Source organism: Glycocaulis albus (assembly GCF_014639075.1).
Taxonomy (GTDB): domain Bacteria; phylum Pseudomonadota; class Alphaproteobacteria; order Caulobacterales; family Maricaulaceae; genus Glycocaulis; species Glycocaulis albus.
In genome coordinates this window covers 1-26,751 of sequence record NZ_BMFS01000012.1, presented here as the reverse complement: position 1 = coordinate 26,751, position 26,751 = coordinate 1, and the positions used below count along the sequence as shown (strand labels likewise).

Below are 26,751 nucleotides of genomic sequence, written 5' to 3'. Positions count from 1 at the left end.
GGTTTCGCCACGTTTCCTTAACAGGCTGGCGGCAAGCTTGGCAGCGTGATGATCCACCCTTGAGGGAAGCCAGCCGCGATGGACCGCGCCGATCCTGCTACTGCGCCGAGCGTAACGGCCCGCTCGCGGCTGACGCGCAGGCTGGCCGATATCGTCTGTCTGCCGTCCAGTCAGGTCAGTCCGCAGGAGCGCTGGGTCGTTGCCGATGTACTGGAAGAGATCATGCGGCATGCGGCGCCGGAATTGCGTGCCCGCATTGCCCGGCGGTTGGCCGAACAGGCAGAGGCTCCGCCCGGCCTGCTGCGGCGCCTGGCGCTGGACACCTATGAGGTTGCCGAACCCATTTTGCAGTCGGCGCGCGCGCTGACCGATTTCGACCTGATGGAAATTGCCTCCAAGGGCGAGCCCCGGCACCGTACTGCCATCGCCAGGCGCGAGCATGTCAGCGAAGTGGTGTCGGCGGCTCTGGTTTCCGCCGGTGATCCGTCCGAAATACTGGCGCTGCTGGCCAATCCGGGCGCCCGGCTGGCCAGTCAGACGGTCGACCGGCTATTGCAGATGGCGGCGGACGAACTTGCGCTCACCCATAGCCTCATCAAGCGTCCCGAACTGCGTCCGGCGCAGGCCATGGCCCTGTTCTGGGAGTGCGGCCATGCGCAGCGGCGTACCCTGCTGGAACGTTTCGCCGTTGGCCGGACGATATTGCAGGATGCTGCCGAGGATGTGTTTCCGCTGGCGGCAAGCGAAACGCCTCGCGACGAGCTGATCGGGCGCGCGCTGAGCTATATCGAGCGCCGCCAGCGCAACCGGGCTGCCGCAGACCAGTCCCGTTACGGATCTCTGGAAGGGGCGATTGAGGAAGCGGCCCGGACGGGGCTCGGCCCCGAGCTCGTTGACGAGATGGCAAGGCTGGCCAATGTGCAGCGTTCGCTGCTGGACCGGATGCTGGCTGATTTCGGGGGTGAGCCACTGGCCGTCCTGACCAAGGCGACGGGCCTTTCGCGTGGCCACCTCATGACACTCTTGCAGGCTGCTGGCCGGGCTGAGCCGGCTCCCGAACAGGCGCGCTATGTGTTCGATACGCTGTCGGTCGACAAGGCCCAGACAGTCCTGCGCTACTGGAACTGGTCGCTCACCCGCCCGGTGGCGTAGGGGCGGCGCCCCTTATCCCCCACTCTGTCCCCAGCCACCCCTCCACAGGGCAGGACGGGTTGTCCCGCGCCTTAAATTCAATCATTAGTTGATTTCAATGATCTGGGAAGGCGTTGATAAGGTTTATCCTCGTGCGATTTTGTGAGTAGAGAGGGGGTTTTACAATCGAAGTAGGAAAATTATCCTCGCTTCCTGCGTGTGTGCCTACGATAGGGGCCGACACGTTCAAGAGCAGGGAGTTGAGGAGATGGATATCAAGCACGCACGCGGCGTACAGGACCGTGATGCGCAAGACCGGGCCAGAGAGGACCGGGCACGCGCCCAGCTCGCCCGGCAGGCCGCCGCGTTCAGCCTGGGTGTGCCCGTCGAGGCTGTGCAGGCTTCAGGGCGTGGCACGGCCGAGGCTGCCCAGGCGCGGCAGGTGGCGATGTATCTGGCGCATGTCGCGTTCGAGATGTCGCTGGCACGCGTGGCGCTGGCGTTCGGGCGGGACCGCAGCACGGTGGCCTATGCCTGCCACAAGATTGAGGACATGCGCGATGATGCCGCGTTCGATGCGCGGCTGGACGATCTGGAAACCTCGCTGCGGGCGATGCCGTCGCCGGGGCACCCGGTTCTGGCCCCGTTGAGTGCGGGCAGCCGGCGCGGTGCGGAGCTGTGCTGGTGAGCGCGCCCTCCTGGCTGATCCGCCTGGCACGCCCCGGCAGGCGCATCGCGCTGCTGCCCGGCGGACGCGGCTATGGGGTGTTTGCGGGGACCGACCGCCGCCGGCGCCCTCTCGCAGTGCTGAACGCGCGGGAACTCTCGCAGGCGGTGAGTGACGGCACGCTGACAGCCCGTGATGACGGGGTGAGCTGGGCCGTTACGCAGGCAGGGCTGGCCCGGCTGAGGCGGGAACACGCCGCTGCCGGAAACGAGGATGACCGGTTTGCGGCCCAGCACCGCAGGCTTCAGCCCAGGCCCGTCATGCAGGCTGATGGCCGGATTGCGCTGGCGCTGGCCAATGCCGATATCTCGCCGGTGGCGCGGTATGCTGTGGACCGTCCCGGACGGCCAGCCTTGCTGAGCCGTGTCCATGTCACGGCGGCGGACCGGCTGCGCGCTGATTATGATGCCTCGACGCTGCGCTCGCGCGTGACGTCTGACTGGTCTGGCGTGCCGCGTTCGGGCTTGCGCGGCGGGCACGACCCTGCCGATGCACCTGCACGTGCGCTGGATGCGCGCGAACGTGTGATGAACGCGCTGGAGGCGGCCGGGCCGGGGCTCGACCGGTTGCTCGTCAATATCGTGATCCGGGAAACGGGGATGGAGCGGGCGTTACGTGATCTGGACTGGCCGGACAAGGCCGGCGCGACCGCGTTGCACCTCGCCCTTGACCGCCTGGCCATCCACTACGGTTTGAAGCGGGCGGCGCGAACCGCCGATCCGTTCGCTGACTAGCCTTCGCCGGCCCAGGACCGAATACGTGCCACCATGGAGGCAAGCCCGTTGGAGCGTTGCGGCGAGAGATGCTCGCCCAGCCCGATACGGGCCAGCACTTCGCGGGCATCTATGGCGGTGGCCTCGGCTGGTGACCGGCCCGCATAGAGCCGGATCAGAAGCGCTACCAGGCCCTTGACGATATGGGCGTCGGAATCGCCGCGAATGAGCAGCTTTCCCTCACCATCCTTGCCAAGGACCAGCCAGACCTGGCTGACACAGCCCTGGACCTTGTTGGCATCGCAGTGTTCGTCGGGCTTGAGCGGCTCGAGCGCGCGGCCCATCTCGATGAGATAGCGGTAGCGCTCTTCCCAGTCGCCCAGAAAGTCGAACTCATCCACGAGGGATTCAATGACGGGATCGCCGGTCTGCATGCGCCTGACCTAGGCGCAGAAGCGGCGAAGGGCAAGGCGGGCTTGTGTCTAGCGTGTCTGTGCGGCGGGCTTTGCGCTGCCGGTTTCACGCGACGCTTCAATCATGGCATCGGCCTGTGACAGGGCCACGGTGCCGACATAGCCGCCAAACCCGGTCACGTGATCCCAGATGTCGCAAAGCTCGCCGTATTCGGCGCAAATGCCGGTTGCATGGCTGGTCATTTGTGCGCCAGGGGCCGGTTGCGGCTGTTGCTGCAGGGATTGCGCCGCCCGCGCCGCCGGTTCGGCCAGCAGGCGCTCCATATCGCTGGCAAACAGGCCTCCGGCTGCGGAGAAGCCTGGCGGCACGAAAGCCGCGACTACCGCAATCCAGAACGCAGCGCGCAATATGAACATCATCGGCTCGCCTCAGCCTCTGCTTCACGGGAAATTCTCTCCCGCACTTTGAAGGCTAGGCGAGGCTGACGGCCATTTCCAGCTAAAGCCGGGGCTGGGGTAAATGCCCTGTTAACGCCAGTTAGTAATAGTTATCAGGGCGTTAACGCCGCCTATTCCGCTACCGGCTCGCGCGTGGTTGTCAGGCAGACCGCCACTTCCTCCAGCGCGTGTTCCGCGATGCAGAAAGCGTCTTCATACTTGAAGTGGCCGGCGGCGACGCACTGGGCGAGGTTCAGCCGCGCCGAGACAATGCAGCGGCCCACGGCGGGATCGGCCAGCAGGGCATCCATGGCCCGCATGTCTCCGGACTCGATCGACTGGAGGGCAGCTACGGCAAGGATACGGCCGACGCGGCGCTCATCGGGCTGAAGCTGGGTCTCGCCCACGGTCAGGGCGAGGCCGGGTGTGGGGGCTTCCGGGCGCGGCGCATTGGCCGAGGCGCCGAAGAGGTCAGAGGCTGCGCCAAGGCGCCGGCCATTGTCCGGCTCGGCCATGCGGAAGGGTGTCTGCAGGCGCACCGAGCCGCTTTCAATCTGCTCCAGCCGGGTGCGCCTGTCATTGGCGCGTGTGCGGGCCCAGGTCTGGCTCTGCAGATCGTAGGCTGCCTCGCGGTAGCGGTCCGCGACGGTGTTCATCGTGCGTGTGTCGGTCGTCAGCGCGCCAACCACATTGTCAGAGGCCGTGTCCGCGCCCATGAAGCCGGTGACAAAAACCGGATCGTTCATCAGGCTGGCTGCCGTCACGCCGGCCCCGTAATAGTCAGAAATGGCGCGCACGGAGTCGATAAATTCGGGGTGCTGCGCGGCGACGAGGGCGGCATAGGCAATCTGCGCGTCCACGAGGCGGTCGTCGGTATAGTAGGCCGCCAGGGAGTCCATCGTCGCGTCGAGTGCCGATACCGAGGTCAGCTCGCGGCTGCCCGCTTCATTCACATCGGAGTGATAGGCGGCATAGGTATCGGCATGAAGGCGGAGGGTGGAGGTTTCCGGGGCTGGCTCGAGCACCAGCACGGGCTCGGAAGTTCCGCTTTCATCTGCGTTTTCAGCCGCCTCCTGAACGCCGGTGTGCAGCAGGGACACAGACAGTATGGCCAGCAAAGGTGTGATCATGGCCGGTAACGCTCCAGACAGCTTGAATTGCCCTACATTGCCGTGAAATTTGCCGATGTCCAAGCCTGCGCGCAGCGATTGGAAAGCCTCCGGGCGCGATTCAATAATTGTTAACGCCGCAGGCAGAGCTTGCAGTCATAGGCAATGTTAGTGAGTCGGAACCTCAAAGGCCGCATGATCACCCTGGCAACAAGGCTTGGCAGCTGGATAGCCCGCACCCGGGCCCGCTGGATTCACGCGCTCTGGGCGGTGCTCTGGCTGGGTGCCGGCGTGATGGCTCTGGTACTTGGGACCGCCCTGGCAGACGTTGCGCTGATGATGGCCGCAGCCCTCCCTGGGCTGGTTGGCCTGCGCCTGGCGCGCGCGGAAGGCTGGAGTGACACTGCCCGCGCCTTCATTGTTGTCAGCTGGGCCGTGCCGGTGCTGACGCTGGCGGCCCTGCCGGGCGCGCTGGCGGGCCTGACGGTGTTCGTGGCGCTCGCCGGTGGCGCGGCCCTGTGTGCCAGCCGGCAATATGGGGCGGCACTGGTCAGCCTCATGGTCAATACGGCCGCCCTTTCCATCATGATTTACGCCGGCGCGGCGCAGCTGGCTGCTTTCGGTCTGGCTTTTCCCGTTGCGCTTGCCGTGGCGGCCTATCTGGCGCTGACGGGGCTTGTGGCGCTTGCCGGGCTGTTGCCGCGGCTAGCTGACATCAGGGGCGAGAACGCGGTCCTTCAGCCGCTGGCAGATGGGTTTGCACATGCCCCGTCCGCGCTGATCGTGTGCGATTCCGATGGCCGGATGCAGGCAATGTCGCTGGCGGCGCGGTGCATGCTGCCGGGCCTGCCGCGTGACGTGGCCGGGCTGCCAGTCTCCCATCTCGCCTATGAAGACGAGGGCCGTGACATGCTGGAGCGCCAGCTGCGCAAGGCCAGCGGGTCTATCGTCACACAGATGCGCGGAGCCGGGGGGCGCCCGGTATCGCTCGAAGCGCGCGCGCACCGGGCCGGGGATGGCTTCGTTGTGGCCCTGTCCGTGCCGCGGCGCGAGGACAAGGTGCTGGACAGGCTGGCGCGCGAGCGTGACGAGGCGGTTGCGGCCAGCAAGGCCAAGTCGGAGTTTCTCGCAGCCATCAGCCATGAGCTGCGCACGCCGCTCAATGCCATTATCGGTTTTTCAGACCTGATGAAGCAGCGCCTGTTCGGCCCCATGCCGGCGCGTTATGCGGAATATGCCGACCTCATCCATGAAAGCGGCGTGCATCTGCTCGATCTGATCGGGGATGTTCTGGACATGTCGAAGATCGAGGCTGACCGCTATGAGCTGGTGCGCGAGACGTTCGATGCAGGCGAGGTGGTTGAGACCTGTGTGCGCATGATGCGCCTGCGGGCCGAGGACAAGAATATCCGCCTGAGCTGTGATCTGCGCGAGCGTGCGATGACGGTGCACGCCGACCGCAAGGCCCTGCGGCAGATCGTGCTGAACCTCCTGTCCAATGCCATCAAGTTCACCCCTGATGGCGGGGCGGTAGTGGTGATGCTGCGTGCCAGCGGCGCTGAGCTGGTGCTCGCGGTCGGCGATAGCGGGCCCGGCATGAGCGAGGCCGAGGTCAGCCGGCTGGGCAAGGCTTATGCGCAAGCGGCAAACGCGCATCAGAGCGATGAACGCGGGTCCGGCCTCGGCCTGGCGCTGGTGCATGCGCTGGCTGGCCTGCATGGCGGTACGATGAGCCTGCAAAGCCGGCAGGGTGAGGGCACTACGGTCACGGTATCACTGCCGGTGGTCAGGGCCGGGAATGACGGTGTTCTGAAAAGCGAACCGGAAATGCCAGCCGTCCACGAACAGATCCGCCTGGCGCAGGCTGCCGGGGAAGCGATCGTCCAGCAGGCGGCGGCGAGCTAGAGTGGCTTCCTAGTCCTGACGGACTGCGTTGGCGGCCAGCGCGTAATCGCGGGCCTGACGCAAGGCGCCGGTCTCTATCCAGATACGCCCCATGCGCGCACCCGACGCATCATAGAGGTCCACACGTGCCGCTTCGGCCGTTTCCAGTGCCATCATCTGTTCCAGCGTGCCGTCGGGGAAGGTGAAGCTCGCGGTTACACCGTTGCCATCGGGAGCGAAGCGTCCGCCATCGCGCAGAACGCCGCTGGTCCATATCCGCTGCTGACCGGAGGCCAGGGCCCCCAGAGCGGCCAGCGGTTCGCCGCCCGGCGGCTGACGGCGTCCGCCGGACGTGAAGTCGACAGGGCGCGGGGCCAGCTCCACATCACGCAGGACGAGAACGGCACTTGCCGGCTGACGCGGCGCGCGCAGAGACAGCAGGACGACCGCGTCCTCCCCGATGATGACCGAGCCGAAGCGGGCGGAAATGCCGCCATGGACCGCGTCCTGGGCCAGGGACCACTGGCTGTGCTCGTCTCCGGCGGCACGCGCCGTCCAGCTGCGCTGATGCCCCTCGAAATTGCGCTCGCCGCCCATCAGCCAGCCATTCAGGGCCTGCCGGTAGCGCAGGACGGTCTGCTGTGTGCCCGGTGCGTTGCAATCAGGGCTGGCCCAGCGGCGCCGGATGCGCTCCGAGCCGGACGACCAGGTGGCCGATGACATGCCGCCGGCCTCGGCATGGTGACGCGCGGTGGCGATTTCCCGTTCAAGAATGGCGCGCTCTCCGGCGGGCAGAATGGCGCAGGCCTCGTCAATGGCCGCCACCTCGACCAGCCGGGCCAGGCGCGCAGCCGTTTCAACGCGCGTGTCATCATGCGAAGCGGTCAGGGCAAGGCCGGAGGCGAGGGCGAGAACGATCATGGGAGCGGAGATTACACGCTCCGGGTTGATCTCCGGTTTACGGCGTTGCCTGCGAACAGCAAAAGCACAGCCAGCGCAAACGCGATCAGGGCCAGCAGCCGGTCGTGACGGCGGAACAGGTCCATGAGCTGTTCGTTCAAGGCGTAGTCGGTGCGTGCGGTTGGTCCGAACCCGGTTACGCTGCCCGCGTCCCAGAGCACCGCACGGCCGTGCAATTCCCGCCACAGATCGGAATGGGCGAGCCGGCGCGCAGCGCGGGAGAAATCGGCTCCTTCGGGCGCCGTGAGCAGCACGATGGTGCGCCCGCCCGCGTCCCGGTACAGCGCGGCTATCCCGGTGACGGCGCCTGAAACGGGGCTGCCTTCGTCTGCGAAGGCGGTCGAGCCGTAGGAACGGCGCTCGCGCGGTACCCGCCGGCTGGCCGCTTCGGTGGCGGCGCGCACTTCGGCGGGCGCAGCGCTGACCAGGCGCGGGTCCAGGGCGCCGATCGGCCCCATCAGGAACAGGTCATGATCGGCAGGCGCCAGGCCGGCGTCATTGCCATACCAGGCATAAAGCCAGGCCGATCCGGAGACCAGGGACGCACGCGACAGCAGGCTGAGCGCGCCGAGGCGTTCGGCGGTGCTGGCGCCCACGAGGACGATCGCGGCGCGTCCGCCGTTTTCCCGCGCGAAGGGCACGCCGGATTCAGCGAGCGCCTGCAGATTGTCCACCCTGGAGGCGCTGTCGGAAGAGGTGTGTGCAAGGCGCGGCGCGGATAGCGCGTCAGCCGGCGTCATGCGGGTCTGTGTGCCGGCAAAGCTGCGCGCGGCAAACAGGCGCGCCGCGGCGGCCACCGTGGTGGTCTCTGCGCCCGCGAGCCGGATGGTGTAAGGGTCGGCCAGGGCAATGGATGCGTTTGGCGAAAGCGGGTCCATGGCAGCGCGCACAACCAGCTCCGCCGCGTCTGGCCGCTCGACCAGGACCGGCGCCTGGCCCATGCGCAGGGCCAGGCCCTGCGCTATGAGGGCTTCAACCGCCAGCTGCTCGCGGCCCGAGCCATCGGCCTGGATGAAGACACGGCGCGGCGCGGCAAAATGGGCTGACAGCGCGGTTTCCAGTGCTTCCAGCGTTTCGTAGCCGGCCGATGGCAGAGCTGTGACCCGTAGCCGGCTGGCGCGCAGGTCGATGCGCCAGCCATCGGCGCTACCGGCATCAAGGCGCACGATGAGCGTGTTTTCGCCGGCCCGCAAATTGTCGGAATAGAGCGAAAAGCGCGCTTCGAAACTGTCTGGCTGGGGGGTGAAGGCGATGGTGCGTGACCCGGCCAGCATCGCCTCTATGCGCCCGCCGGAGCGCGGCGAGGCGGGGCGGGCCGACAGGACGAGCTCCACACCTTCAGGAACGGAGCCGGGCGCCAGTGTAAAGGGAATGCGAAGTTCGCGGGTGCTGGCGTCGAGCCTGTGAGTGGACCGGTTGTCCCGTGTCAGGCTGGCAAGGGTTCGCTCCTCGGAGCGGGCAATTCTGCCAGGCGTGGCCGGAGCACTGGAGGCGGCGCTGGCCCCGGCATCCGGAATCGCCGCAGCAGACGGGCTGAACTTACAAGGCATAGCCACCGCTATCGCGACGGCCATACACATGACACTCCACCAGCGTGCCTGTATCGTCATGAAACGCTCCCCTCGATTTACACATTATTAAGCAATTGTCCGGCCAGCAAGGGCGAATCATGCCTGAACTCAGCACATGGATCTGGGTGGATGCCCTCAAATGGCGCGCGGAACGCGAGGGCGCGTCCTTTTACGTCCTGCACAAGGGGGACGCCGACGCCGGCGTGGTTCTGGTCAAGCTGGTCGGTGCCGACAGGCTGGCAAGGCTGTTTGTGCCGGTGCGCGACATGGAGGGGGAGCGTGTCTGGTCACAGCCTCTGGGCAGTTTGCCGATGGAGGAGGCGCGCGCTGATGCCTATATCGCCCGCCGCCGCGAGGATGACCCGGACATCTGGGCGGTTGAGATCATGGACCGCGACGGACGCCACTTCCTTATGGAGCGGGTTGAGGAGTAGGCGTTAATCTTCCGGTAACACTGCTGATTTCCCAACGCGCCGGTGACGCAGTTTTAACGCGGGACGGCCACACTGCGCCCATCGAGGATTTTCACACGGGCTGCCGGCCAGTGCGGGCGCTGCATCAGACAGCGCAGCCGGGTGGCGCTGGCATACCGTGTCTGCAGTGGGGTCAGGTCGCGTGTTGTTCCTGTTCAATGATGTGGTCTTTTCTCTGGGTGATCCTGAACGTGCCGCGTTGTCGTCGGGTTGCCCGATACCTGAACGCGAGCTGCGCGCGATGACGCTCGGCAAGGCGGTCAAGCTGGTGCGCGAGGCGATCCATACCGATCCGCATCTGGCGCGCAATCATCCCGAAAGGGCGCGTTTTCTGGCAGCGCTGGTCGGCTGGAAAAGCGATGAGGCCAATGCCCTGCTGGCGGTCAGGCCGAACGCCTCGCGCGGGCCGGAGGATGTGCAGGTGCGTGTCGCCTCTGTCGGCCTGGTGGTCCTGACGCAGCTGAAAGGCTTGCAGGAGATGGACATGCTCAGCGCCCGCGCGGCCAATGATGCAGTGTGGCTGCACGCGCCCCAGCGCTTGCGCGCATGATGAGCGATTGCTAGGTCCGGGCACGACACTGTTTCGTTAGCCAGGACCGGCCATGACCTCCCCCACAAGTGCGCTGCCCGAATGGGCGCGCCGGCGCACCTTTGCCATCATCTCCCACCCCGACGCCGGCAAGACCACGCTGACGGAAAACATCCTGCTCTCCGCCGGCGCGATCCGGCTGGCCGGGCAGGTGAAGGCGCGCGGGGAGAACCGCCGGACCCAGTCTGACTGGATGAAGATCGAGCGCGAGCGCGGGATTTCAGTCTCGGCCTCGGTGATGACGTATGAATATGGCGGGCTTCTCTTCAACCTGCTTGATACGCCGGGCCACGAGGACTTCTCCGAGGACACCTACCGCACGCTCACCGCCGCCGACAGCGCGATCATGGTTCTGGACGCCGCCAAGGGCGTGGAGCCGCGCACGCTCAAACTGGTCGAGGTGTGCCGGCTGCGTGACATCCCCATCCTCACCTTCATCAACAAGATGGACCGTGAGGCGATGGACCCGTCCGAGCTGCTCGATGACATACAGGACAAGCTGGCTCTGGACGCCGCGCCCATGCAATGGCCGTCCGGCTCCGGCACGCGCTTCAAGGGCGTGGCCGATCTGGAACGCGATGAGTTTGTGGTCTATCGCCGCCCGTCAGCAGACGATGCCGACCCCGTCAGGAGCCAGCGCGTCTCCCTTTCCGGCAACGAGATCAGCTCGATCCTCAGCACGGAGGAGCTGGCCGAGCTGCGCGAGGGTGCGGAGCTGGCGCGCGAGGTCTGCCCTGCCTTCAATCCGCAAAGCTATCGCGAAGGGCATATGACGCCTGTCTATTTCGGCTCGGCCCTGCGCCAGTTCGGCGTGTTCGAGCTCCTGGAGGCGCTCAAGCAGGTCGCACCGGGCCCCGAGGCCCAGCCCGCTACGGGCGGTCCGGCGCCGGAGCTGACACCCGATGGCAAGGAGGTCGCCGGCTTTGTGTTCAAGGTGCAGGCCAATATGGACCCGAACCATCGCGACCGGGTGGCCTTCATGCGCCTGTGCTCGGGCACGTTCAAACGCGGCATGAAGCTGAAGACCGATAGCGGCAAGCTGCTGACCGTTTCCAGCCCGATCATGTTCTTTGCCCAGGACCGGGAACTGGCTGACGAGGCCTATGCCGGTGACGTGATCGGCGTGCCGAACCATGGCGCGCTGCGCGTCGGCGACACGCTCTCTGAAAGCGGCAAATGGCGCGTGGCGGGCATTCCCAACTTTGCGCCTGAACTGCTGCGCCGGGCGCGCCTGAAAGATCCGCTGAAAGCCAAGCACCTGAAAAAGGCTCTCGAAAGCCTCGCCGAGGAAGGCGTTACCCAGCTTTTCCGCCTGCAGGTGGGCGGGGATTTCGTGGTCGGCGCGGTGGGCGCGCTGCAGATCGATGTGATGGCCGAGCGTGTGGCGGCCGAATACAATCTGGAAGTCACCTTCGAACCCAGCCCTTACGAAACCGCCCGCTGGATAACCGGACCGCGAGACAAGCTGGAAGCCCTGATCGACCGGCACAAATCCGCCATTGCCGAGGACATTGATGGCGCGCTGGTCTTCATGGCCAAGAACGCCTGGGAAGTGTCCTACACGCAGGAGAAATGGCCCGATATCGAGTTCCACCGGGCAAAGGAGCGCCGCGCATGATGGAAACCATGACCGATCTGTGGGCCATTGTGGTCGATGTCTGGAATACCAGCTTTCTGGGCCTGAATGTCGGCCAGGCGCTGGTCGGCCTTATCGTCGTCGCGCTGGCATTTGCGGTGCGCGGCCTTGTCGGCTGGATGATCACGAAATTCCTGATGGCCTATGCCAGCAAGACCACGACCCAGCTGGATGACAAGATCGTCAGGGCGCTGTCCGGCCCGATCCGTCTGATCCCGGTAATCATCGGGGTCTATATCGCTGTGCTTATTGTCGGGCTGGACCAGCCCGATGGCGAAGGCCCGGGTATCAATGTGGTCCGCACGCTGATCGTGATCGCGATCTTCTGGGCGCTACACAATGTCGTGACGCCGGTCTCCTACCTGCTCCGCCCCTTGCAGCGCGCGCTGGGACCGGTGCTGGTGGACTGGCTGGCCAAGACGCTGCGCATCCTTTTCATCATTGTCGGTGTGGGCGCCGTGCTGCAGCTCTGGGGTATTCCGGTCGCGCCGATCGTAGCCGGGCTCGGCCTGTTCGGTGTGGCCGTGGGCCTTGGCGCGCAGGATCTGTTCAAGAACCTCATTTCGGGCCTGCTCGTGCTGACCGAAAAGCGCTTCCTGCCGGGCGAGTGGATCCATGTCGACGGCGTGGTCGAGGGCACGGTGGAGCAGATCAATTTCCGCTCCACGCTGGTGCGGCGCTTCGACAAGAGCCCGGTTTATGTGCCGAACTCCTATCTCTCCGATGAAGCGGTCACGAACTTCTCGCGCATGACCCATCGCCGTATCCGCTGGATGATCGGCGTGGAGTACAAGACGACCAAGGAGCAGCTTCAGTACATCCGCGACAAGACGCTGGAATGGCTGGACAATCATCCCGGCTTCGCCAAGCCGCCAGAGGTCGCGACCTTCATGCGGGTGGATAGTTTCGGGCCGTCCTCGATCGACTACCTGCTCTACTGCTTCACCCACACCACGAACTGGGGCGAGTGGCTGGAGCTCAAGGAAGAGCTGGCGCTGGCCCTGAAGGATATTGTCGAGGGCGCAGGCACCGCCTTCGCCTTCCCGTCGACCAGCGTGTACATGGATGACGGGGTGGAGGTGTTCGTGCCACCCAGGGTGGCCGCTCACGGACGCAAGGTGGACCCTGATGCCAACCCCGAGGCCGAAGAGATGCCCGAGCGGGTCGCGCGCGGAGAGGAAGGCGATAGCGATTGAGCCTGAAGGCGCGCACATCGAAGCCCAACCCGGTCGCACGCGGCCTTGCGCGGCGCGCGCGAAAGGCGGGTGCCATGCCCACGAAGAAGGGCAAGGGCTCGATCTACAAACGCCATCCAAAGCACCGGGACGATGAGGAGTAGAGGTAGTCTTCTCCGCTGTCATGGCCCGGCTTGTCCGGGCCACCCATGCCTGAGAGGTGAGAGCTAGCGGGATCGTTGCAGGCATGGGTCACCCGCATGAAGCGGGTGATGACATTAGTTAGAGGTCTCGAAGCATCAACAGGAGAATTCTAGGCCGCCTGCATGTCCTTGCGCATGCGCCAGAAGCGCATGGCGCGCTCGGCGTCTTCGCGCGACAGGCTGGTGTAGAGCGCGCCGAGGCCTTGCGCGTCGGCCGACAGGTTCGATGTCGTCCTGCCCCGCAATATGGCCAGCGTGACGAATAATGCCTTGTCGAACCCAGCCGCCTTGCAGATGAGTGCCAGCCCGTCTGGGGTCCGGTGGTCGAGCGCGCGCTGGGCCGCGCTGTGATCCACACCGGCGAGCTCGGCCAGCGCCACGCAGCACTTGATACGCTCGCCCTCGCGCAGCAGGCGCACCAGCAGCGAGCCGTCCAGCTCCTTGCGCATGCGCCGTGTGGTCACGAATTTGCGGGCCTCGGCAATGGCCTTGTCACTGGCAATGCGCGCTTCCAGCCGCGCATGTGAGGCGGCCAGGGCCGCCTCGGCAATCGCCGGGTCCAGTGTCTCGAAGCGTTTCATGATCCGCTCGCGCAGCGAGGTTTCCACCACGCTCATCAGATCGCCCAGAAGGTCGGCGGGCGTGTCGGCCCGGTTGACGATGGGCGCCTGCAGGACCGGGCTGGTTTCGGCGCGGCGGGTAACGGTCTCGAAGGCGCCGCGCGAGAGGCGCGCGCCGTCATTGGCGACCAGCCGGGCCAGCGTTTCGTCATCACCATTGGCCACGATCGCGTCGCTGAGGCGTTCGGGAACCGTCTCGCGTGCCGCCATGGCCCGGCGGTGTTCCTCACCAGCTTCCGCGGCGATGGCGACAAGATCGTCCTCGGTCAGCACGCCGGACTGTGTGAGAATGGGGGCGGCCACCTCGATCGCGTCGCGGGCCAGCTGCATGACAAGGCCGCGCGGGGCCATGGGTGCGTCCGCAAAGCGGCGCGCCAGTTCCGCGCGCGCATCCTGCGCCGTCTGCGCAGCGAGCGTGGACAGCACGGCATCGAACTGTTTTTGAACGCCCGAACCGTCCTTCGGTGTTTCCTCGAAGAAAAGATCTGTGACCTCACGCAGAAGCGTGCGGCGGCGCTCGGAGGATTTTTCCCGCGCCAGTCCGGTGAGGTGGTGAAGCTTGCTTTCGATATCCATGGGTTTCCCGCCACCCCCGATCAGGTTCACCCGGCAGGCTAGGGCTTGAGGGTAAACACCCGGTTCCTATGCCGCTTTTTGCATCGCGGGAGATGGTTAATCGGCGATCAGGCTTAACGTTCCGGAAAAAGCTGGTCCTGTGCGGTCTCGGAGAGCGCGCGCGAGAATGTTGGCTGCGCGGGCGCATGGCCTTGAAGCGCCTCGCGCTCGCGCGCACTCGGCGGTCTTTCGCTGGAGCGTTCAATTCGCGCCGCAAGCGAAGGCGAGAGGCCTGTTACCGCGCCGGGAAAGGGGCGCGGGGTGAGCGGCGCTGCATGCAGTGTGCAGCGGTTCTGATACGCACTGTGCGTCCAGGCCTGACAGGCTTCATGATAACCGCACGCCGCTGCGCAGGCCTGCCAGCTCAGGGCAGGCGCGCCCTCAAGGCGCACCAGCACCGCGCCGCGCCTTTCCTCGCCATGCAGGATGGCGCCCGCGGGCAATCCATGGGGCAGGGACAGGCTGGCGATAAGGAGCGCGAGCATCATGGCGCTGATCTGGCACGACAGCGATGAAGGAAGGGTTTCTGTGGTGCTTTGCGAAACCTTGCCGGCGGCCAACGGCCGCCGCAAGCGCGAACGCGCGCCCGCGACTTTTCGCGGAACATGGCAACGCGGCCTGCCCCCGGCTACGACCGGGGGATGCGTTGCGGAACCAGAAAAGTTCTGGGTTCCGGCTTTCGCCGGAATGACGCGTGTCAGGTAAGCCAACACCACCCCCATTGCACAGATGCCCCGCTACCGGCTAACCAGACAGCCTGCCAGGCATGAAGGGAGCGCGCGCGATGAGTGGCGAAAAGGCCGGTCTGCAATCACGGCTGGAGAGCTTTGTCGAGAGCGCCTTGTTCCGTAACGGCATTACCGCGCTGATCCTGGTGAATGCGGTTCTGCTGGGGCTGGAGACCTATGCCCTGCCGGCCGAGCTGGCCGGAGCGTTTCTGATCGCCGACAAGGTTATCGTTTACACCTTCGCCGCCGAGATACTGCTCAAGCTGTTCGTCTATCGACTCAGCTTCTTCCGCTCGGGCTGGAACTGGTTCGATCTCATCGTGGTGACGATCTCGCTCATCCCGGCGGCCGGGCCGTTCGCGGTCTTGCGCGCGCTGCGGGTCTTGCGGCTGTTCCGCCTGTTCTCGGTCGTGCCGGAGATGCGCCGCGTCGTCGTAGCGCTGGGCAAGGCGATACCCGGCATGGGCTCCATCATGATGGTGCTGGGGCTGATCTTCTATGTGGGCGCGGTGATGAGCTCAAAGCTCTTCGGCGGCACCCATCCGCAATTTTTCGGTGATCTGGGGGCGGCGGCCTTCACCCTGTTCCAGGTGATGACGCTGGAGAGCTGGTCGATGGGTGTGGCGCGGCCGGTGATTGCCGACCATCCGCTCGCCTGGGCCTTCTTCGTGCCCTTCATCGTGCTGACGAGCTTTGCGGTGCTGAACATGTTCATCGCCGTCATCGTGGATTCGCTGCAGGCCAAACATTTCGACGAGGAGACCGAGCGTCAGGCCAAGGCGACTGATGAACGCGCTCTGCTGCGCGAGGAAGTGACCGCCCTGCGCGGCGAGATCGCCGAGCTCAAGACATTGATGATGTCCGGGCAGGCACAGCCCGCCCGGACATCGCCCGGCAAGGATAGGGACATGCCCCAGGGGAGCGCCGGGTAGACTGGCTACGCGGCCTTGCGCCCGCCGATTTTCACGATCTCGCTGGCAGCGGCTGCCAAGCCTTCGGTACGGGCCGTCTCGCCCATGGCAAGGCCTTCGGCCCGGACGATGCGCACATCTGTGATGCCAAAAAAGCCCAGCATGGTTTTCAGGTAGGATTCCTGATGGTCCATCGCGGTTTCGGCCGCGCTGCCGGCCAGCTTCCCGCCGCGCGAGGAGACGATATAGACCGTCTTGCCGCCGGCCAGCCCTTCCGGTCCGGCTTCAGTATACCGGAACGTCTTGCCCGGAACCGCCAGCCGGTCGAGCCAGGCCTTAAGCTGGGTCGGGATCGAGAAATTGTACATGGGTGCGCCGATGACCACGATGTCAGCGGCGAGGAATTCATCGACCAGCGTGTCGTTATATGTGCGCTCGGCGCGCTGGGTGTCATTCAGCTGGGTGATGTCGCTGCGGACGGCCTGCAGCACCGCGCCGTCGAGATGGGCGGGCGGAGCGCTGGCCAGATCACGGTAGACGGTGTCCAGGCCGGGGTTCACGCGTGCAAGCGCGGCCACGAGATCGGCGCCGATCCGGCGCGACGCCGATGCCTCGCCCAGGATGGAAGAGTCGATGCGAAGAAGTGTCATGTCTGCCTCCGTCTGGCCGGATGATCCGGCGTTGACAGAAACCTAGGCATGGAACGCTATTGCCAGTAGGGCTGAATACCGCCACTCTCCGTTCCATGAGTGGAACAATAAACCTGCCCGATCTCAACGAGCTCTACCTGTTCGCGCAGGTGGTGGAGCATGGCGGGTTTGCCGCTGCGGGCCGGGCCATTGCGGTGCCGAAATCGCGCCTCAGCCGCAAGCTCGCGCAGCTGGAGGAGCGCCTTGGCGTCACGCTGATCCACCGCTCGACGCGCCATTTCTCGGTGACCGATGCCGGCCAGCTCTTCTATCGCCATTGCGCGGCGATGATTGCGCAGGCGCAGGCGGCCGAGGAGGCGATGGCCGCGACCCGGTCAGAACCGCAGGGCACGATCCGGGTTAGCTGCCCGGTCCTGGTGGTGGAGAAGGTGCTGGCGCCGATGATAGCGGATTTCATGACGCGCTACCCCAAGGTGCGGGTGCGTCTGGAATCCACTAATCGGCGGGTGGATGTCATTGAGGAGGGGTTTGACATGGCGATCCGGGTGCGCCCGCCGCCTCTGGAGGATTCCGGCCTGATCCTGCGCCAGCTGGGTACCCATCGCGGCGCGCTGGTGGCGAGCCCGGACCTGATCGCGCGGTTTGGCCGGCCGGAAACACCCGAAGACCTGTCGCGCTTTGAAAGCTTGAGCCAGACCAGCCGGACCGGCGAGCATGTCATCACGCTGACCGGCCCGGACGGGCAGGTGCACCGGATCAGCCACGACCCGCGCCTTGTCACCGACGATCTGGAGGCCCTGCGTCAGGCAGTCATCGCGGGCGGCGGGGTGGCGGCGCTGCCGCGGCTTCTGGTCTGTGATGATATCGAGGCCGGACGGCTGGTTCCGCTATTGCCGGACTATGAGCCGCCGGGCGGGCTGGCCCATGTGGTCTTTCCCTCGCGGAGGGGGCTTATCCCGGCGGTGCGCCTGTTCATCGACGCGCTGCCAGGCGCATTCCGCGATCACGTCAATTGAAGCGCCCGCCAGACAGCACACGGTCAAACTCGGCAGACAGGCCCGAATAGAAGGCGACGAGGCGTTCCTCGCGTTCGGAACGCACGCGCGGTGCGGGGGCGTTCAGGGCTTCAGCGGGCAGGCCGTCATGGGCAGCCACCATGATCTCGCGCCAGATATCGGCCGGCAGGCCGCCCCCCGTTACATTGGCCATCGCGCTGTCATCATCATTGCCGGTCCAGACGGCCGTTGCGAACTGGGCCGAGTAGCCGACAAACCAGGCATCGCGGCTGTTCTGGCTGGTGCCGGTCTTGCCGGCAACGCGGTGGCCGGGCACGGCGGCGCGCCGTCCGGTACCGTCCAGCACCACGCCCTGCAGCATGGTGGACATGGCCCGCGCATGGCCGCGCGCGATGACCTGCTGGGTGCGGGTTTCCTCTTCGCGCTCGTAGAGAACGTCGCCGCGCGTAGTGCGGATATCACTGATGAAATACGGGTCGAGCCGGCGCCCGTCATTGGCGATGACGAGGTAGCTTGCCGCCATGTCGATCACGCGTACCTCGCTGGAGCCGAGCGAGAGCGAGGGCACCTCGTTCAGCGGCGTAGTGATGCCCAGCCGCCTTGCCATCTCGGCAACTTCGGAAATCCCGACCAGCATGCCGATCTGCGCCGCGATCGTGTTGACCGAGCGTTTGAGCGAATCCTCCATCGTCATGCGGCCGCGATGGCCGCCGCCGAAATTCACCGGCGACCAGTTACCGTAGGAAACGGGCGTGTCGTTGAACACGCTCGACGGCGCATAATCCGCTTCCAGAGCCGCCAGATAGACGAAGGGCTTGAAGGCAGAGCCCGGCTGGCGCTGGGCCTGGACGGCGCGGTTGAACTGGCTGGATACATAATCACGCCCGCCAATCATGGCGCGCACAGCGCCATCGCTGGCCAGGACCACCGCAGCCGCTTCGCCCGCGCGTACCGCCTCGCCATCGGCTTCCAGCCGGCGGGTCACCACTTCCTGCGCGGCGTTCTGCAGCGCCGTGTCCAGCGTGGTGGCGATAACGAGGTCCGGCACCTCATTGTCCGGGCCGAGCAGGCGCCGGGCCTCGGTGACGGCATAGTCGAACAGATGGCCGTATTGCTGCATGCCGCCGGGGCGGAAGGCGCTCTCCACTGGCTCGGCCTGGGTGGCGTTGGCGACGATGTAGTCCATCGGGCTCAGGAAGCCCGCCTCGCGCATGGCGGCGAGCACGTTGGTGGCGCGCGCCTGGGCTTCCGCCAGATTGTCGGTCGGCGCAAGGCGGGTCGGCGCCGCGGGCAGCGCGGCCAGAAGCGCGGCCTCCTGCACGGTCAGCTCACTGGCCGATTTGTTGAAATAGCGCCGGGCGGCGGCCTCGATGCCGTAGGCCTGCTCACCGAAATAGATGCGGTTCAGATAGAGCTCGAGTATTTCCTCCTTGGAGAGTACCCGCTCCAGCGCCATGGCCAGGCGCATTTCCTGCACCTTGCGCCGGATTGTCCGTTCCGGCGTGAGGATGAGGTTCTTCACCAGCTGCATGGTGATGGTGGAGCCGCCCTGCACGGTGCGCCCGGCGCGGATATTGGCCAGCACGGCGCGGATCGTGCCGCGCCAGTCCACCCCGTCATGTTCGTAATAGCGCCGGTCCTCGATGGAGAGGAAGGCCTGCGCCACGTGCGGCGGCAGATCCTCAAGCCTGGCGGGCATGCCGTATAGCGGTCCGCGAATGGCCAGCACCGCGCCTTCAGAGTCCAGCAGCGTGACCGTCGGCTCCATGCGTACCCGCCAGAGGTCCTCGGCGCTTTCCGGCACGGGCGGCAGATCGTGGAAAGCCCATTCCCAGGCCGCGTGGGCGACAATCGCTCCGGCAGCCAGGAACAGCGAGGCGACACCCGCCAGCACCATCAGCTTGCGCGTGCGCAGCCACCCATTGAACGCGGCCACGCGTTCCTTGAAACTTGTCGGCTGGTCGGCGCGGAAGGTGATGGCGGGCCTCCATCGGGCGGTGCACAGGGGCAGATACTGGGCAGGAGCGTTCTCAAAGCCTGATGAACACGGCTAAATTATGGGCGATGGATGGCCAAGCCCCTTTTTACAAGACCAAACGCCTTGATCAGATGAGCGAGGCGGAGTGGGAGTCGCTGTGCGACGGGTGCGGCCAGTGCTGCACGGTCTCGCTGATTGATGAGGATGACCCCGATGGCGCGGTGCTGCGCACCTGTATCGGCTGCGAACTGCTCGATCTTGAGACCGTGCGCTGCACCGACTACGCGAGCCGCCATGAGCGCGTGCCGTCTTGCGTGAAACTCACCCCAGGCAATGTGAGCGAGCTTGGCTGGATGCCGCAAACCTGCGCCTACCGGCTGATCGCGGAAGGCAAGCCGCTGTTTGACTGGCACCCGCTGATCTCGGGCCGCGCGGACAGCGTGGTGGAGGCGGGTGTGTCGCTCAAAGGAACGCTGGTCTCTGAACGCGATGTCGATGAGGCGGATTTCGAGGATTATGTGAGGGGGTGAGGGGATTCTTTGGCGTTAAGAAGTCTGTCATGCGCCCTCCAAATCGTCATTCCAGAAGCGGCGTGAGCCGCTATCTGGAACCCAGTTTGTATTTTTTTAAAAAAACGCTGGGTTCCGGGTGTCGCTGCGCTCCCCCGGAATGACGAGGTAAGAGGCGCGTCCCTTTCCCCTCGTCATTCCAGAAGCGGCGCAGCCGCTATCTGGAACCCAGTTTTTTTTGATGCTCCGCACATCCGTGCGTCGCTGCGGGCAAAAGTGCCAGGCGCGCGTTCGCGCTTTTCGGCGCTGCGCGCCAGAGGGGTCCGGCACCCTCCACCCTCGTCATTCCGGGATGAGCCGTAAGCCAGAAATGTCTTCCCTTGCGTCCGCCTGCACGGCAAAATTGGAAGCATGCGGGACCGGCTCTTCCAGCCTGCCGTCTACATTCTGGCGAGCCAGCGCAATGGCACGCTCTATACCGGCGTGACCAGCGATCTGGTGCGGCGGGTGTATGAGCACCGCGAAGGGCTGGTGCCCGGCTTCACCCGGAAATACGGCGTGAAGCGGCTCGTCTGGTTCGAGATGCATGCCACGATGGAGCACGCCATTATCCGTGAAACACGCCTCAAGAGCTGGAAGCGGGCGTGGAAGCTGGAGCTGATCGAAGCGGCCAATCCCGACTGGCGCGATCTGTATGAGACCCTGCTGTGAGCGGAATGCCGCTTCTGTTAAAAAAATCTGGGTTCCAGATAAGCGCTGACGCGCTTTCTGGAATGACGAAGTGAGGGGGCGTTTCTCTGTTCTCGTCATTCCGGCCAAGCGTGGCGCGAGCCGGGACCTTGTGCAGGAGAAGCGGAGCAAGGCCCCGGATACCGCTTCGCGGTTCCGGGGTTTCAGCGTTTCAAAAATGATGCGCCCTTCCAAGTGAACAAAAGCGGGGACAGTTCCCCCCCAATCCCCAACCCTCCGAAATAATTCCCCATCCCCCTCAAACCCTTGCCGGAAACCCTCGCCAATCACTCCGGCAGGGCCGGTTGTGAGGCATACTTCAGGCATGGTCGAGACATGTGAGAAACGAGCCCCGCCGCCCCGGCGCGACTGGCTGGCGATCCGCGAGGCGCACCGGGCAGGGATGAGCCTTGAAGGGTTGGCCCTGCGTGAAGGCATCACCCTGCAATATCTCAAGGACGGGCTGGGGTGGGTGGAACGGGTTTCGCCGGCCAGCAAGACGGCGAGCCTCAAAGTGCGCCTGGAAGCGCATCTGGAAGCGGCCGAGGCCGCTCTGGCACGCGGCGAGACGGCGGACGCGGAAAAGCGGGCAAGGGCGGTCAGCGCCCTCCTCAAAGCCGCAATGAGCGTGGATGACTGGGCGCGGCTCGCCGAGATCGCCCGCAAAACCGAGACAAGCGAGGCGCAGGCACATGCACACACCCGTGAGGCTCTGCTTGAAGAGCTTCGCCGGCGGCTTTCGCGCCTTGATGCGCGCACGCGCCGGGACTGAACGGCTGATCGACTCGATCGACGCGAATGAGGCCGAACGCATTCTCGATGACTGGCAAAGCTGGGCGCACCCCGCCCAGCTCCCGCCGCAAGGAGACTGGCAGGCCTGGCTGTTTCTGGGCGGGCGCGGTGCGGGCAAGACCCGCGCCGGCGCCGAATGGATACGCGCGCGCATCGCGGGCGGGGCCGGGCGCATTGCGCTGGTCGGCCCGACGCATGGCGATGTGCGCGAGGTGATGATTGCCGGGCCGTCGGGCCTGCGCAGCCTTGGGCCTCGGGGCCAACGCCCGGTCTGGGAAGCGACCCGCCGCCGCCTCGTCTGGCCCTCCGGCGCGGTCGCCTACACGTTTTCGGGCGAAGACCCGGATGCGTTGAGAGGTCCGCAGTTTGATACCGCCTGGGCCGATGAATTTGCCGCCTGGCGCTATCCGCAGGGCGTGCTGGACATGCTGCGCTTTGGCTTGCGCCTCGGAGATGATCCGCGCCTGATGGTGACGACGACGCCCCGGCCTTTACCTGCGCTCAAACGCCTGATTGCGGCGCAAGGCACGGTGGTGACCCATGCCACCAGCGAGGAGAATGCCGCCCATCTGGCACCGGGCTTCATCACGGCGCTGCGCGAGCATTATGGCGTTTCGCGCCTGGCCCTGCAGGAGCTGGAGGGCCGGGTTGTCGATGACCCTGAGGGCGCGCTGTGGACGCGCGAGATGATCGATGCCGCGCTCGCGCGGCAGGCCGTGGAAGCTGAAAGAATTGTGGTGGCGGTTGATCCGCCCGCCGGGTCCACCGGCGATGAATGCGGGATCATTGTCGCCGGGGCTGCGGGACAGGGCGCGGCCCAGATTTTCACTGTGCTAGCCGATTACAGCTTGCGTGCCCGGCCTGAAGGCTGGGCCAAACAGGTCGCCAAAGCCTTCACCGCGCATGAGGCCGACAGCGTGGTCGCCGAGAGCAATCAGGGCGGGGAGATGGTGCGTGCGGTGCTGGCCGCGGCGCTGCCGGGCCTGCCCGTCCGTCTCGTTCATGCCAGCCGGGCAAAGCGCGCGCGGGCCGAGCCGGTTGCCGCGCTCTATGCGGCGGGCCGGGTGGCGCACGGGGCAAGAATGCCGGGGCTGGAAGACCAGATGTGCGCCTTTGGCGCGCCGGGCTTTACCGGCTCCCCCGACCGCGTGGACGCCCTCGTCTGGGCGATTGCCGCGCTGAAAGGGGGCGGCGCAGAGCCGAGGCTGAGATGGATTTGAGTTTTGTCCCTCGTCCTTCGAGACGGCCTTCGGCCTCCTCAGGATGAGGGACAAGAGCGTCCTTCGCCCCTCATCCTGAGGGTGAGCGTAGCGAACGTCTCGAAGGACGAGGAGCGTATACAGCCGACCAGCTTGTCATCCCCCACTTCATGCGGGGGATGATCCCTCACTATCGTCATTCCAGAAGCGGCGTCAGCCGCTATCTGGAACCCAGTGATCTTTAAAAAAGGTCTGGGTTCCGGCTTTCGCCGGAATGACGAGGTGTTGACCGATACCCATTCCTGAAATCCCGGCCGAGCGATAGCGAGAGCCGGGACTTCTGGCAGAACTGACATCAGGCCCCGGATCGCTTCGCGTCCGGGGTTTCAACAGTTGGGATGACGTCCAGACGGTCCGGTTTCCTCCCCCCGCCTGCGCGGGGGCGACGAGACTGATGTGTTCCAAGCACGAACCAAAAAAGAGAAAACCCATGCTACGACAATGGTTTGGACTGCAGCGCAAGAGCGCGGGCAGGCTGGTGGCGCTGTCGCTCTCTCCCCGTCCTGCGTGGAGCCCGCGTGACTATGCGGGCCTGGCGCGTGAGGGCTATGGCCGCAACGCCGTGGCCAATCGCTGTGTGCGTCTGATCGCGGAGGCTGCCGCCGCTGTGCCCTTGCGCATCGAAGGCAAGGGCCGGGCGGCCGATGCGGTGAGAACGCTGCTGACCCAGCCCAACCCGGACCAGACCGGGGTTGAGCTGATGGAGACCTTCCACGGTCATCTGCAGGTGGCGGGTAATGCCTATCTGGAGATCGCCGAAGGTTATGATGGCCCGTCTGCCCTCTTCGTGCTGCGCCCGGACCGGGTGCGCGTGATGCCGGGGCCGAAGGGCTGGGCCGATGCTTTCGAATACCGCAATGGCTCTGACCGCCGCATGATCGAGCGCGACCGGGCCAGCGGCAAAAGCCCGGTCCTGCACCTGAAACTCTTTCACCCGTCCGACGATCATTACGGCCTGCCCCCGCTGGAGGCGGCGGCGCGGGCGGTCGATGTCCACAATGCCGGCGGGGCGTGGGCGAAAGCCTTGCTGGACAATGCGGCGCGCCCCTCCGGCGCGCTGGTGGTGACTTCGAAAGACGGCTCTGAGGCGCGCCTGACAGACCAGCAATACCAGCGCCTGAAAGACGAGCTGGAGACGCTGCATTCCGGTCCGGCCAATGCCGGGCGGCCCTTATTGCTGGAAGGCGGGCTGGACTGGAAGCCGATGGGGCATTCGCCAGCCGAGATGGACTTCATCGCCGCACGGCGCGAGGCCGCGCGCGAGATCGCGCTGGCCTTCGGTGTGCCGCCCATGATGCTGGGTCTGCCGGGCGATAACACTTACGCCAATTACCGCGAGGCGAACCTCGCCTTTTACCGCCAGACGGTTCTGCCGCTGGCGAGGAAGACGTGCGCGTCTCTCAATGGCTGGCTGGCGCCCTGGCTGGGCGAGGGATTTCACATCCGGCCCGACGAGGACGCGCTGCCGGCCCTTTCCGAAGAACGTCTGGCCCGCTGGCAGCGCATTGGCGGGGCGGACTTCCTGAGTGACGCTGAAAAGCGCGCTTTGCTGGGCCTGAAACCTGCCACCGAGACGGAGGATGATGATGACTGAACGCCCTTCCCACTGGCGCGTGGACCGGCAGATAACCCTCGGTGTTCTTGTCACGCTCGCCCTGCAGACCGCAGGCGGGCTGATCTGGGCGGGCGCGACCTCTGAACGCATCCGCCATCTGGAATTGCGCGTGGAGGCGACCGCTCCGGTCTATGAGCGCATCGCCCGGCTGGAAGAAAACTCCGCCTATACCCGCCTCGCGCTGGAGCGCATCGAAAGGCGGCTGGCGGGGGAATAGTTTCCCTTTTCTTTGTGCTCCGGGGCCTACGCCCCATCGCTCCTCGCATTAGCTCGGGCGCGCGTTCGCGCTTTTCGGCGCTGCGCGCCGGAGAGCCAGCCCGGCCAGCAATAATCAACACGTGTCATCCTCCGGCCGCGTAGCGGTCCGGGGGACCCATGCCTGAAAGCTCAGATCAGGCGGAAACTCTCCGGCATGGGTGGCCCGGACAAGCCGGGCCATGACAGCGATTTTCCGCTTTCCAGCTCACCACACCCAACAACAAGAAGGAGGCTGTCAGATGACAGCAGATGACGGCTCGGGCGAAAGGCTCGAGATCGCCGGCTATGCCAGCGTGTTCGATATCGAGGACTATTCCGGCGACATCATCCGCCGCGGCGCGTTCGCCGACAGCCTGGCCACGCGCGGGGCGGGCGGCATCCGCATGCTGTTCCAGCACGATGCGGAGGAACCCGTCGGCGTGTGGGACGAGATTTACGAGGATGAGCGCGGGCTTTACGTGCGCGGCCATCTGACCGGCACCACCCCGCGCAGCGCAGCAACAGCGGCCCTGATCCGTGAAGGGGCGGTCGATGGCCTGTCCATCGGTTTCAGGGCTGTGTCGGAAACCGTCCGCCCATCGGGTGGCGGCCGCATCCTGACGGAAGTGGACCTCTGGGAAATCTCCATCGTCACCTTCCCGATGGCCGAAGGCGCGCGTCTCGACATCGTGCCGGGTGCCGCGCCCGTGCCTGAGACTGTCGAGGCCTTTCTCGACACGGTTCTGGCCTGATCCCCACCCCTTTTTCACATCCCTGACCGACACGAAGGAAACCCCATGTCCCGTGAAACCAAGATGAGTGCGCCCAATGCGCAGACCCGCGCCGCGCTGCACGATTTTCTCTCCGCCTTCGAGCGCTTCAAGAGCGCCAATGACCAGCGCCTTTCCGAGATTGAAAAGCGCCGAAACGCGGATGTGCTGCTGGAGGAGAAAGTGGCGCGCATTGATGCGGCCCTGACCCGCCAGAAGGCGGCGCTGGACCGTATGAGCGTTGACGCCACGCGGCCCTCTATCGGGCGCAAATCCGCCGCCCATCCCGGCTGGAACGCCTATGTACGCCGGGGTGATGCCTCTGCCCTGATCGAGGCCAAGGCCCTCTCCGCCGGCTCGCCGGGCGATGGCGGCTATGTCGCCCCGCCCGAAACCGAGGCGATGATCAACCGGTTGCTCGCCAGCGTCTCGCCGATCCGCGCGATTTCATCCGTGCGCCAGACCACCAGCCACACGTTCCGCAAGCCGGTCAGCCTTGGCGGCGCGGTGGCGGGCTGGTCTGCCGAGACCGGTGCACGCAATGAGACGGCGACGCCCGACATCACGCTGGTCGAGTTCCCCACCGCCGAGCTCTACGCCATGCCGGCTGCAACACCGGTCATCCTCGATGATGCGCTGGCCGATGTGGACCAGTGGCTGGCTGAAGAGGTGCGCGATGTGTTCGCCGCCGAAGAGGGCAAGGCCTTCGTTTCCGGCTCTGGCAATAACCAGCCGCGCGGCTTCCTCTCCTACGACAAGGAGCCGGAAGGCACGCAAGGCTGGGGCGAGATCGGCTATGTCGCCACCGGCGCGGCAGGCGATTTCGATGAGGACCCGGTCGACGCGCTGATCGATCTGATCTACGCGCCCGCCACCGGCTACCGCGCGAATGCGCGCTTTGTGATGAACCGGCAGAGCGTGTCGCGCCTGCGCAAGCTCAAAGACCAGGACGGCCATTATATCTGGCAGCCGGGCCTGAATGCCGGTCAGGAGGCGAGCCTGATGGGTTATCCGCTGACCGAGGCCGAGGACATGCCGGACATTGGCGCCAATGCCTTCGCGATTGCCTTTGGTGATTTTGAGCGGGGCTATCTGGTTGTCGACCGTCAGGGTATCGAAGTGCTGCGCGATCCCTATTCGGCCAAGCCCTATGTGCTCTTCTACACCACCAAGCGCGTCGGCGGCGGCGTGCAGGATTTCAACGCCATCAAGCTGTTGAAGTTCGCGGAGAGCTAGGTCATAAACTCATAAACGGGATTCCGTTTTTGGCCGAAGCCTGATTCAACCTTCGCGAGGAGGA

At 65.5% G+C, this 26,751-nt stretch carries 29 protein-coding genes; 20 read left to right on the top strand and 9 right to left on the bottom strand.

Annotated features, from left to right (window positions below):
• The first annotated feature begins 78 nt into the window (after positions 1-78).
• The 3 genes from IEV75_RS11885 (at position 79) to IEV75_RS11875 (ending at position 2,592) form a co-directional block, all read left to right on the top strand.
• Positions 79-1,152: a DUF2336 domain-containing protein gene (locus tag IEV75_RS11885; RefSeq protein ID WP_188452798.1), complete on the top strand. Its 1,074-nt coding sequence runs from the start codon at positions 79-81 to the stop codon at positions 1,150-1,152.
• Between the two features lie 247 nt (positions 1,153-1,399).
• Positions 1,400-1,819 carry a helix-turn-helix domain-containing protein gene (locus IEV75_RS11880; RefSeq protein ID WP_188452797.1) on the top strand — a complete coding sequence of 140 codons (420 nt, stop codon included), beginning with the start codon at positions 1,400-1,402 and terminating at the stop codon, positions 1,817-1,819.
• Complete coding sequence (locus IEV75_RS11875) at positions 1,816-2,592, top strand: DUF6456 domain-containing protein (protein WP_188452796.1); 777 nt, start codon at positions 1,816-1,818, stop codon at positions 2,590-2,592. The genes IEV75_RS11880 and IEV75_RS11875 overlap by 4 nt, the downstream gene beginning before the upstream one ends.
• Here IEV75_RS11875 and IEV75_RS11870 read toward each other — a convergent pair.
• From IEV75_RS11870 to IEV75_RS11860, 3 genes are all read right to left on the bottom strand, one after another.
• Positions 2,589-3,005 (bottom strand): SufE family protein, encoded by a 417-nt coding sequence (locus IEV75_RS11870; RefSeq protein ID WP_188452795.1) that lies wholly within the window; start codon positions 3,003-3,005, stop codon positions 2,589-2,591. The genes IEV75_RS11875 and IEV75_RS11870 overlap by 4 nt on opposite strands.
• A gap of 48 nt (positions 3,006-3,053) precedes the next feature.
• Complete coding sequence (locus IEV75_RS11865; RefSeq protein WP_188452794.1) at positions 3,054-3,404, bottom strand: hypothetical protein; 351 nt, start codon at positions 3,402-3,404, stop codon at positions 3,054-3,056.
• Between the two features lie 149 nt (positions 3,405-3,553).
• Positions 3,554-4,552 carry a hypothetical protein gene (locus IEV75_RS11860; RefSeq protein WP_188452793.1) on the bottom strand — a complete coding sequence of 333 codons (999 nt, stop codon included), beginning with the start codon at positions 4,550-4,552 and terminating at the stop codon, positions 3,554-3,556.
• A gap of 174 nt (positions 4,553-4,726) precedes the next feature.
• On the opposite strand from IEV75_RS11860, the gene IEV75_RS11855 reads away from it, so the two are divergent.
• Positions 4,727-6,436, top strand: a complete 1,710-nt coding sequence (locus IEV75_RS11855; RefSeq protein WP_188452792.1) for a sensor histidine kinase — start codon at positions 4,727-4,729, stop codon at positions 6,434-6,436.
• Between the two features lie 9 nt (positions 6,437-6,445).
• On the opposite strand, the gene IEV75_RS11850 is transcribed toward IEV75_RS11855, so the two are convergent.
• Positions 6,446-7,336 carry a hypothetical protein gene (locus tag IEV75_RS11850; protein ID WP_188452791.1) on the bottom strand — a complete coding sequence of 297 codons (891 nt, stop codon included), beginning with the start codon at positions 7,334-7,336 and terminating at the stop codon, positions 6,446-6,448.
• An 11-nt stretch (positions 7,337-7,347) separates the two neighbouring features.
• On the bottom strand, positions 7,348-8,985 hold the full coding sequence (locus IEV75_RS11845; RefSeq protein WP_188452790.1) for a hypothetical protein: 1,638 nt from the start codon (positions 8,983-8,985) through the stop codon (positions 7,348-7,350).
• Positions 8,986-9,044: 59 nt separating this feature from the next.
• Between IEV75_RS11845 and IEV75_RS11840 the strand changes: the two genes are divergently transcribed.
• The 5 genes from IEV75_RS11840 to IEV75_RS11820 all read left to right on the top strand — a co-directional run bounded on the left by IEV75_RS11840 (position 9,045) and on the right by IEV75_RS11820 (position 12,983).
• Complete coding sequence (locus IEV75_RS11840) at positions 9,045-9,380, top strand: DUF1491 family protein (protein WP_188452789.1); 336 nt, start codon at positions 9,045-9,047, stop codon at positions 9,378-9,380.
• A gap of 181 nt (positions 9,381-9,561) precedes the next feature.
• On the top strand, positions 9,562-9,969 hold the full coding sequence (locus IEV75_RS11835; protein WP_188452788.1) for a hypothetical protein: 408 nt from the start codon (positions 9,562-9,564) through the stop codon (positions 9,967-9,969).
• Positions 9,970-10,021: 52 nt separating this feature from the next.
• Positions 10,022-11,626, top strand: a complete 1,605-nt coding sequence (locus IEV75_RS11830) for a peptide chain release factor 3 (RefSeq protein ID WP_188452787.1) — start codon at positions 10,022-10,024, stop codon at positions 11,624-11,626.
• Positions 11,623-12,840 carry a mechanosensitive ion channel family protein gene (locus IEV75_RS11825; protein ID WP_188452786.1) on the top strand — a complete coding sequence of 406 codons (1,218 nt, stop codon included), beginning with the start codon at positions 11,623-11,625 and terminating at the stop codon, positions 12,838-12,840. The genes IEV75_RS11830 and IEV75_RS11825 overlap by 4 nt, the downstream gene beginning before the upstream one ends.
• On the top strand, positions 12,837-12,983 hold the full coding sequence (locus IEV75_RS11820) for a hypothetical protein (RefSeq protein WP_188452785.1): 147 nt from the start codon (positions 12,837-12,839) through the stop codon (positions 12,981-12,983). The genes IEV75_RS11825 and IEV75_RS11820 overlap by 4 nt, the downstream gene beginning before the upstream one ends.
• A gap of 149 nt (positions 12,984-13,132) precedes the next feature.
• Here the strand turns inward: IEV75_RS11820 and IEV75_RS11815 are convergent, their stop codons facing one another.
• Both IEV75_RS11815 and IEV75_RS11810 read right to left on the bottom strand, forming a co-directional pair.
• A complete protein-coding gene (locus IEV75_RS11815; protein ID WP_188452784.1) occupies positions 13,133-14,218 on the bottom strand; it encodes a DUF2336 domain-containing protein in 1,086 nt (361 codons plus the stop codon).
• Between the two features lie 113 nt (positions 14,219-14,331).
• Positions 14,332-14,745 carry a PAN/Apple domain-containing protein gene (locus IEV75_RS11810; RefSeq protein ID WP_188452783.1) on the bottom strand — a complete coding sequence of 138 codons (414 nt, stop codon included), beginning with the start codon at positions 14,743-14,745 and terminating at the stop codon, positions 14,332-14,334.
• Here IEV75_RS11810 and IEV75_RS11805 point away from each other — a divergent pair.
• Together IEV75_RS11805 and IEV75_RS11800 are read left to right on the top strand one after the other, a co-directional pair.
• Complete coding sequence (locus IEV75_RS11805; protein WP_188452782.1) at positions 14,744-14,962, top strand: hypothetical protein; 219 nt, start codon at positions 14,744-14,746, stop codon at positions 14,960-14,962. The two genes, IEV75_RS11810 and IEV75_RS11805, sit on opposite strands and share 2 nt — an antisense overlap.
• 79 nt (positions 14,963-15,041) lie before the next feature.
• The gene (locus tag IEV75_RS11800) at positions 15,042-15,917 is read left to right on the top strand and encodes an ion transporter (RefSeq protein ID WP_188452781.1); all 876 of its coding nucleotides are present in this window, start codon (positions 15,042-15,044) and stop codon (positions 15,915-15,917) included.
• A gap of 5 nt (positions 15,918-15,922) precedes the next feature.
• Here IEV75_RS11800 and IEV75_RS11795 read toward each other — a convergent pair whose 3' ends face one another.
• Positions 15,923-16,546 carry an FMN-dependent NADH-azoreductase gene (locus IEV75_RS11795; RefSeq protein ID WP_188452780.1) on the bottom strand — a complete coding sequence of 208 codons (624 nt, stop codon included), beginning with the start codon at positions 16,544-16,546 and terminating at the stop codon, positions 15,923-15,925.
• Between the two features lie 95 nt (positions 16,547-16,641).
• Between IEV75_RS11795 and IEV75_RS11790 the strand changes: the two genes are divergently transcribed.
• A complete protein-coding gene (locus tag IEV75_RS11790) occupies positions 16,642-17,562 on the top strand; it encodes a LysR substrate-binding domain-containing protein (RefSeq protein ID WP_188452779.1) in 921 nt (306 codons plus the stop codon).
• Here IEV75_RS11790 and IEV75_RS11785 read toward each other — a convergent pair.
• Positions 17,555-19,498, bottom strand: a complete 1,944-nt coding sequence (locus IEV75_RS11785) for a transglycosylase domain-containing protein (RefSeq protein WP_217979019.1) — start codon at positions 19,496-19,498, stop codon at positions 17,555-17,557. The genes IEV75_RS11790 and IEV75_RS11785 overlap by 8 nt on opposite strands.
• Positions 19,499-19,626: 128 nt before the next feature.
• Between IEV75_RS11785 and IEV75_RS11780 the strand changes: the two genes are divergently transcribed.
• The 8 genes from IEV75_RS11780 (at position 19,627) to IEV75_RS11745 (ending at position 26,687) form a co-directional block, all read left to right on the top strand.
• Entirely contained in the window at positions 19,627-20,070 is a 444-nt protein-coding gene (locus IEV75_RS11780) for a YcgN family cysteine cluster protein (protein ID WP_188452778.1), read from the top strand.
• Positions 20,071-20,460: 390 nt separating this feature from the next.
• Positions 20,461-20,760: a GIY-YIG nuclease family protein gene (locus IEV75_RS11775; protein ID WP_188452777.1), complete on the top strand. Its 300-nt coding sequence runs from the start codon at positions 20,461-20,463 to the stop codon at positions 20,758-20,760.
• Positions 20,761-21,103: 343 nt separating this feature from the next.
• The gene (locus IEV75_RS11770; RefSeq protein ID WP_188452776.1) at positions 21,104-21,550 is read left to right on the top strand and encodes a hypothetical protein; all 447 of its coding nucleotides are present in this window, start codon (positions 21,104-21,106) and stop codon (positions 21,548-21,550) included.
• A complete protein-coding gene (locus IEV75_RS11765; RefSeq protein WP_188452775.1) occupies positions 21,528-22,790 on the top strand; it encodes a DNA-packaging protein in 1,263 nt (420 codons plus the stop codon). The genes IEV75_RS11770 and IEV75_RS11765 overlap by 23 nt, the downstream gene beginning before the upstream one ends.
• A 469-nt stretch (positions 22,791-23,259) precedes the next feature.
• Positions 23,260-24,423 (top strand): phage portal protein, encoded by a 1,164-nt coding sequence (locus tag IEV75_RS11760; protein ID WP_188452774.1) that lies wholly within the window; start codon positions 23,260-23,262, stop codon positions 24,421-24,423.
• Positions 24,416-24,661 carry a hypothetical protein gene (locus tag IEV75_RS11755; RefSeq protein ID WP_188452773.1) on the top strand — a complete coding sequence of 82 codons (246 nt, stop codon included), beginning with the start codon at positions 24,416-24,418 and terminating at the stop codon, positions 24,659-24,661. The genes IEV75_RS11760 and IEV75_RS11755 overlap by 8 nt, the downstream gene beginning before the upstream one ends.
• Before the next feature lie 280 nt (positions 24,662-24,941).
• Positions 24,942-25,433: an HK97 family phage prohead protease gene (locus tag IEV75_RS11750; RefSeq protein ID WP_188452772.1), complete on the top strand. Its 492-nt coding sequence runs from the start codon at positions 24,942-24,944 to the stop codon at positions 25,431-25,433.
• A 45-nt stretch (positions 25,434-25,478) separates the two neighbouring features.
• Positions 25,479-26,687 (top strand): phage major capsid protein, encoded by a 1,209-nt coding sequence (locus IEV75_RS11745; protein WP_188452771.1) that lies wholly within the window; start codon positions 25,479-25,481, stop codon positions 26,685-26,687.
• The last annotated feature ends 64 nt before the right edge of the window (positions 26,688-26,751 follow it).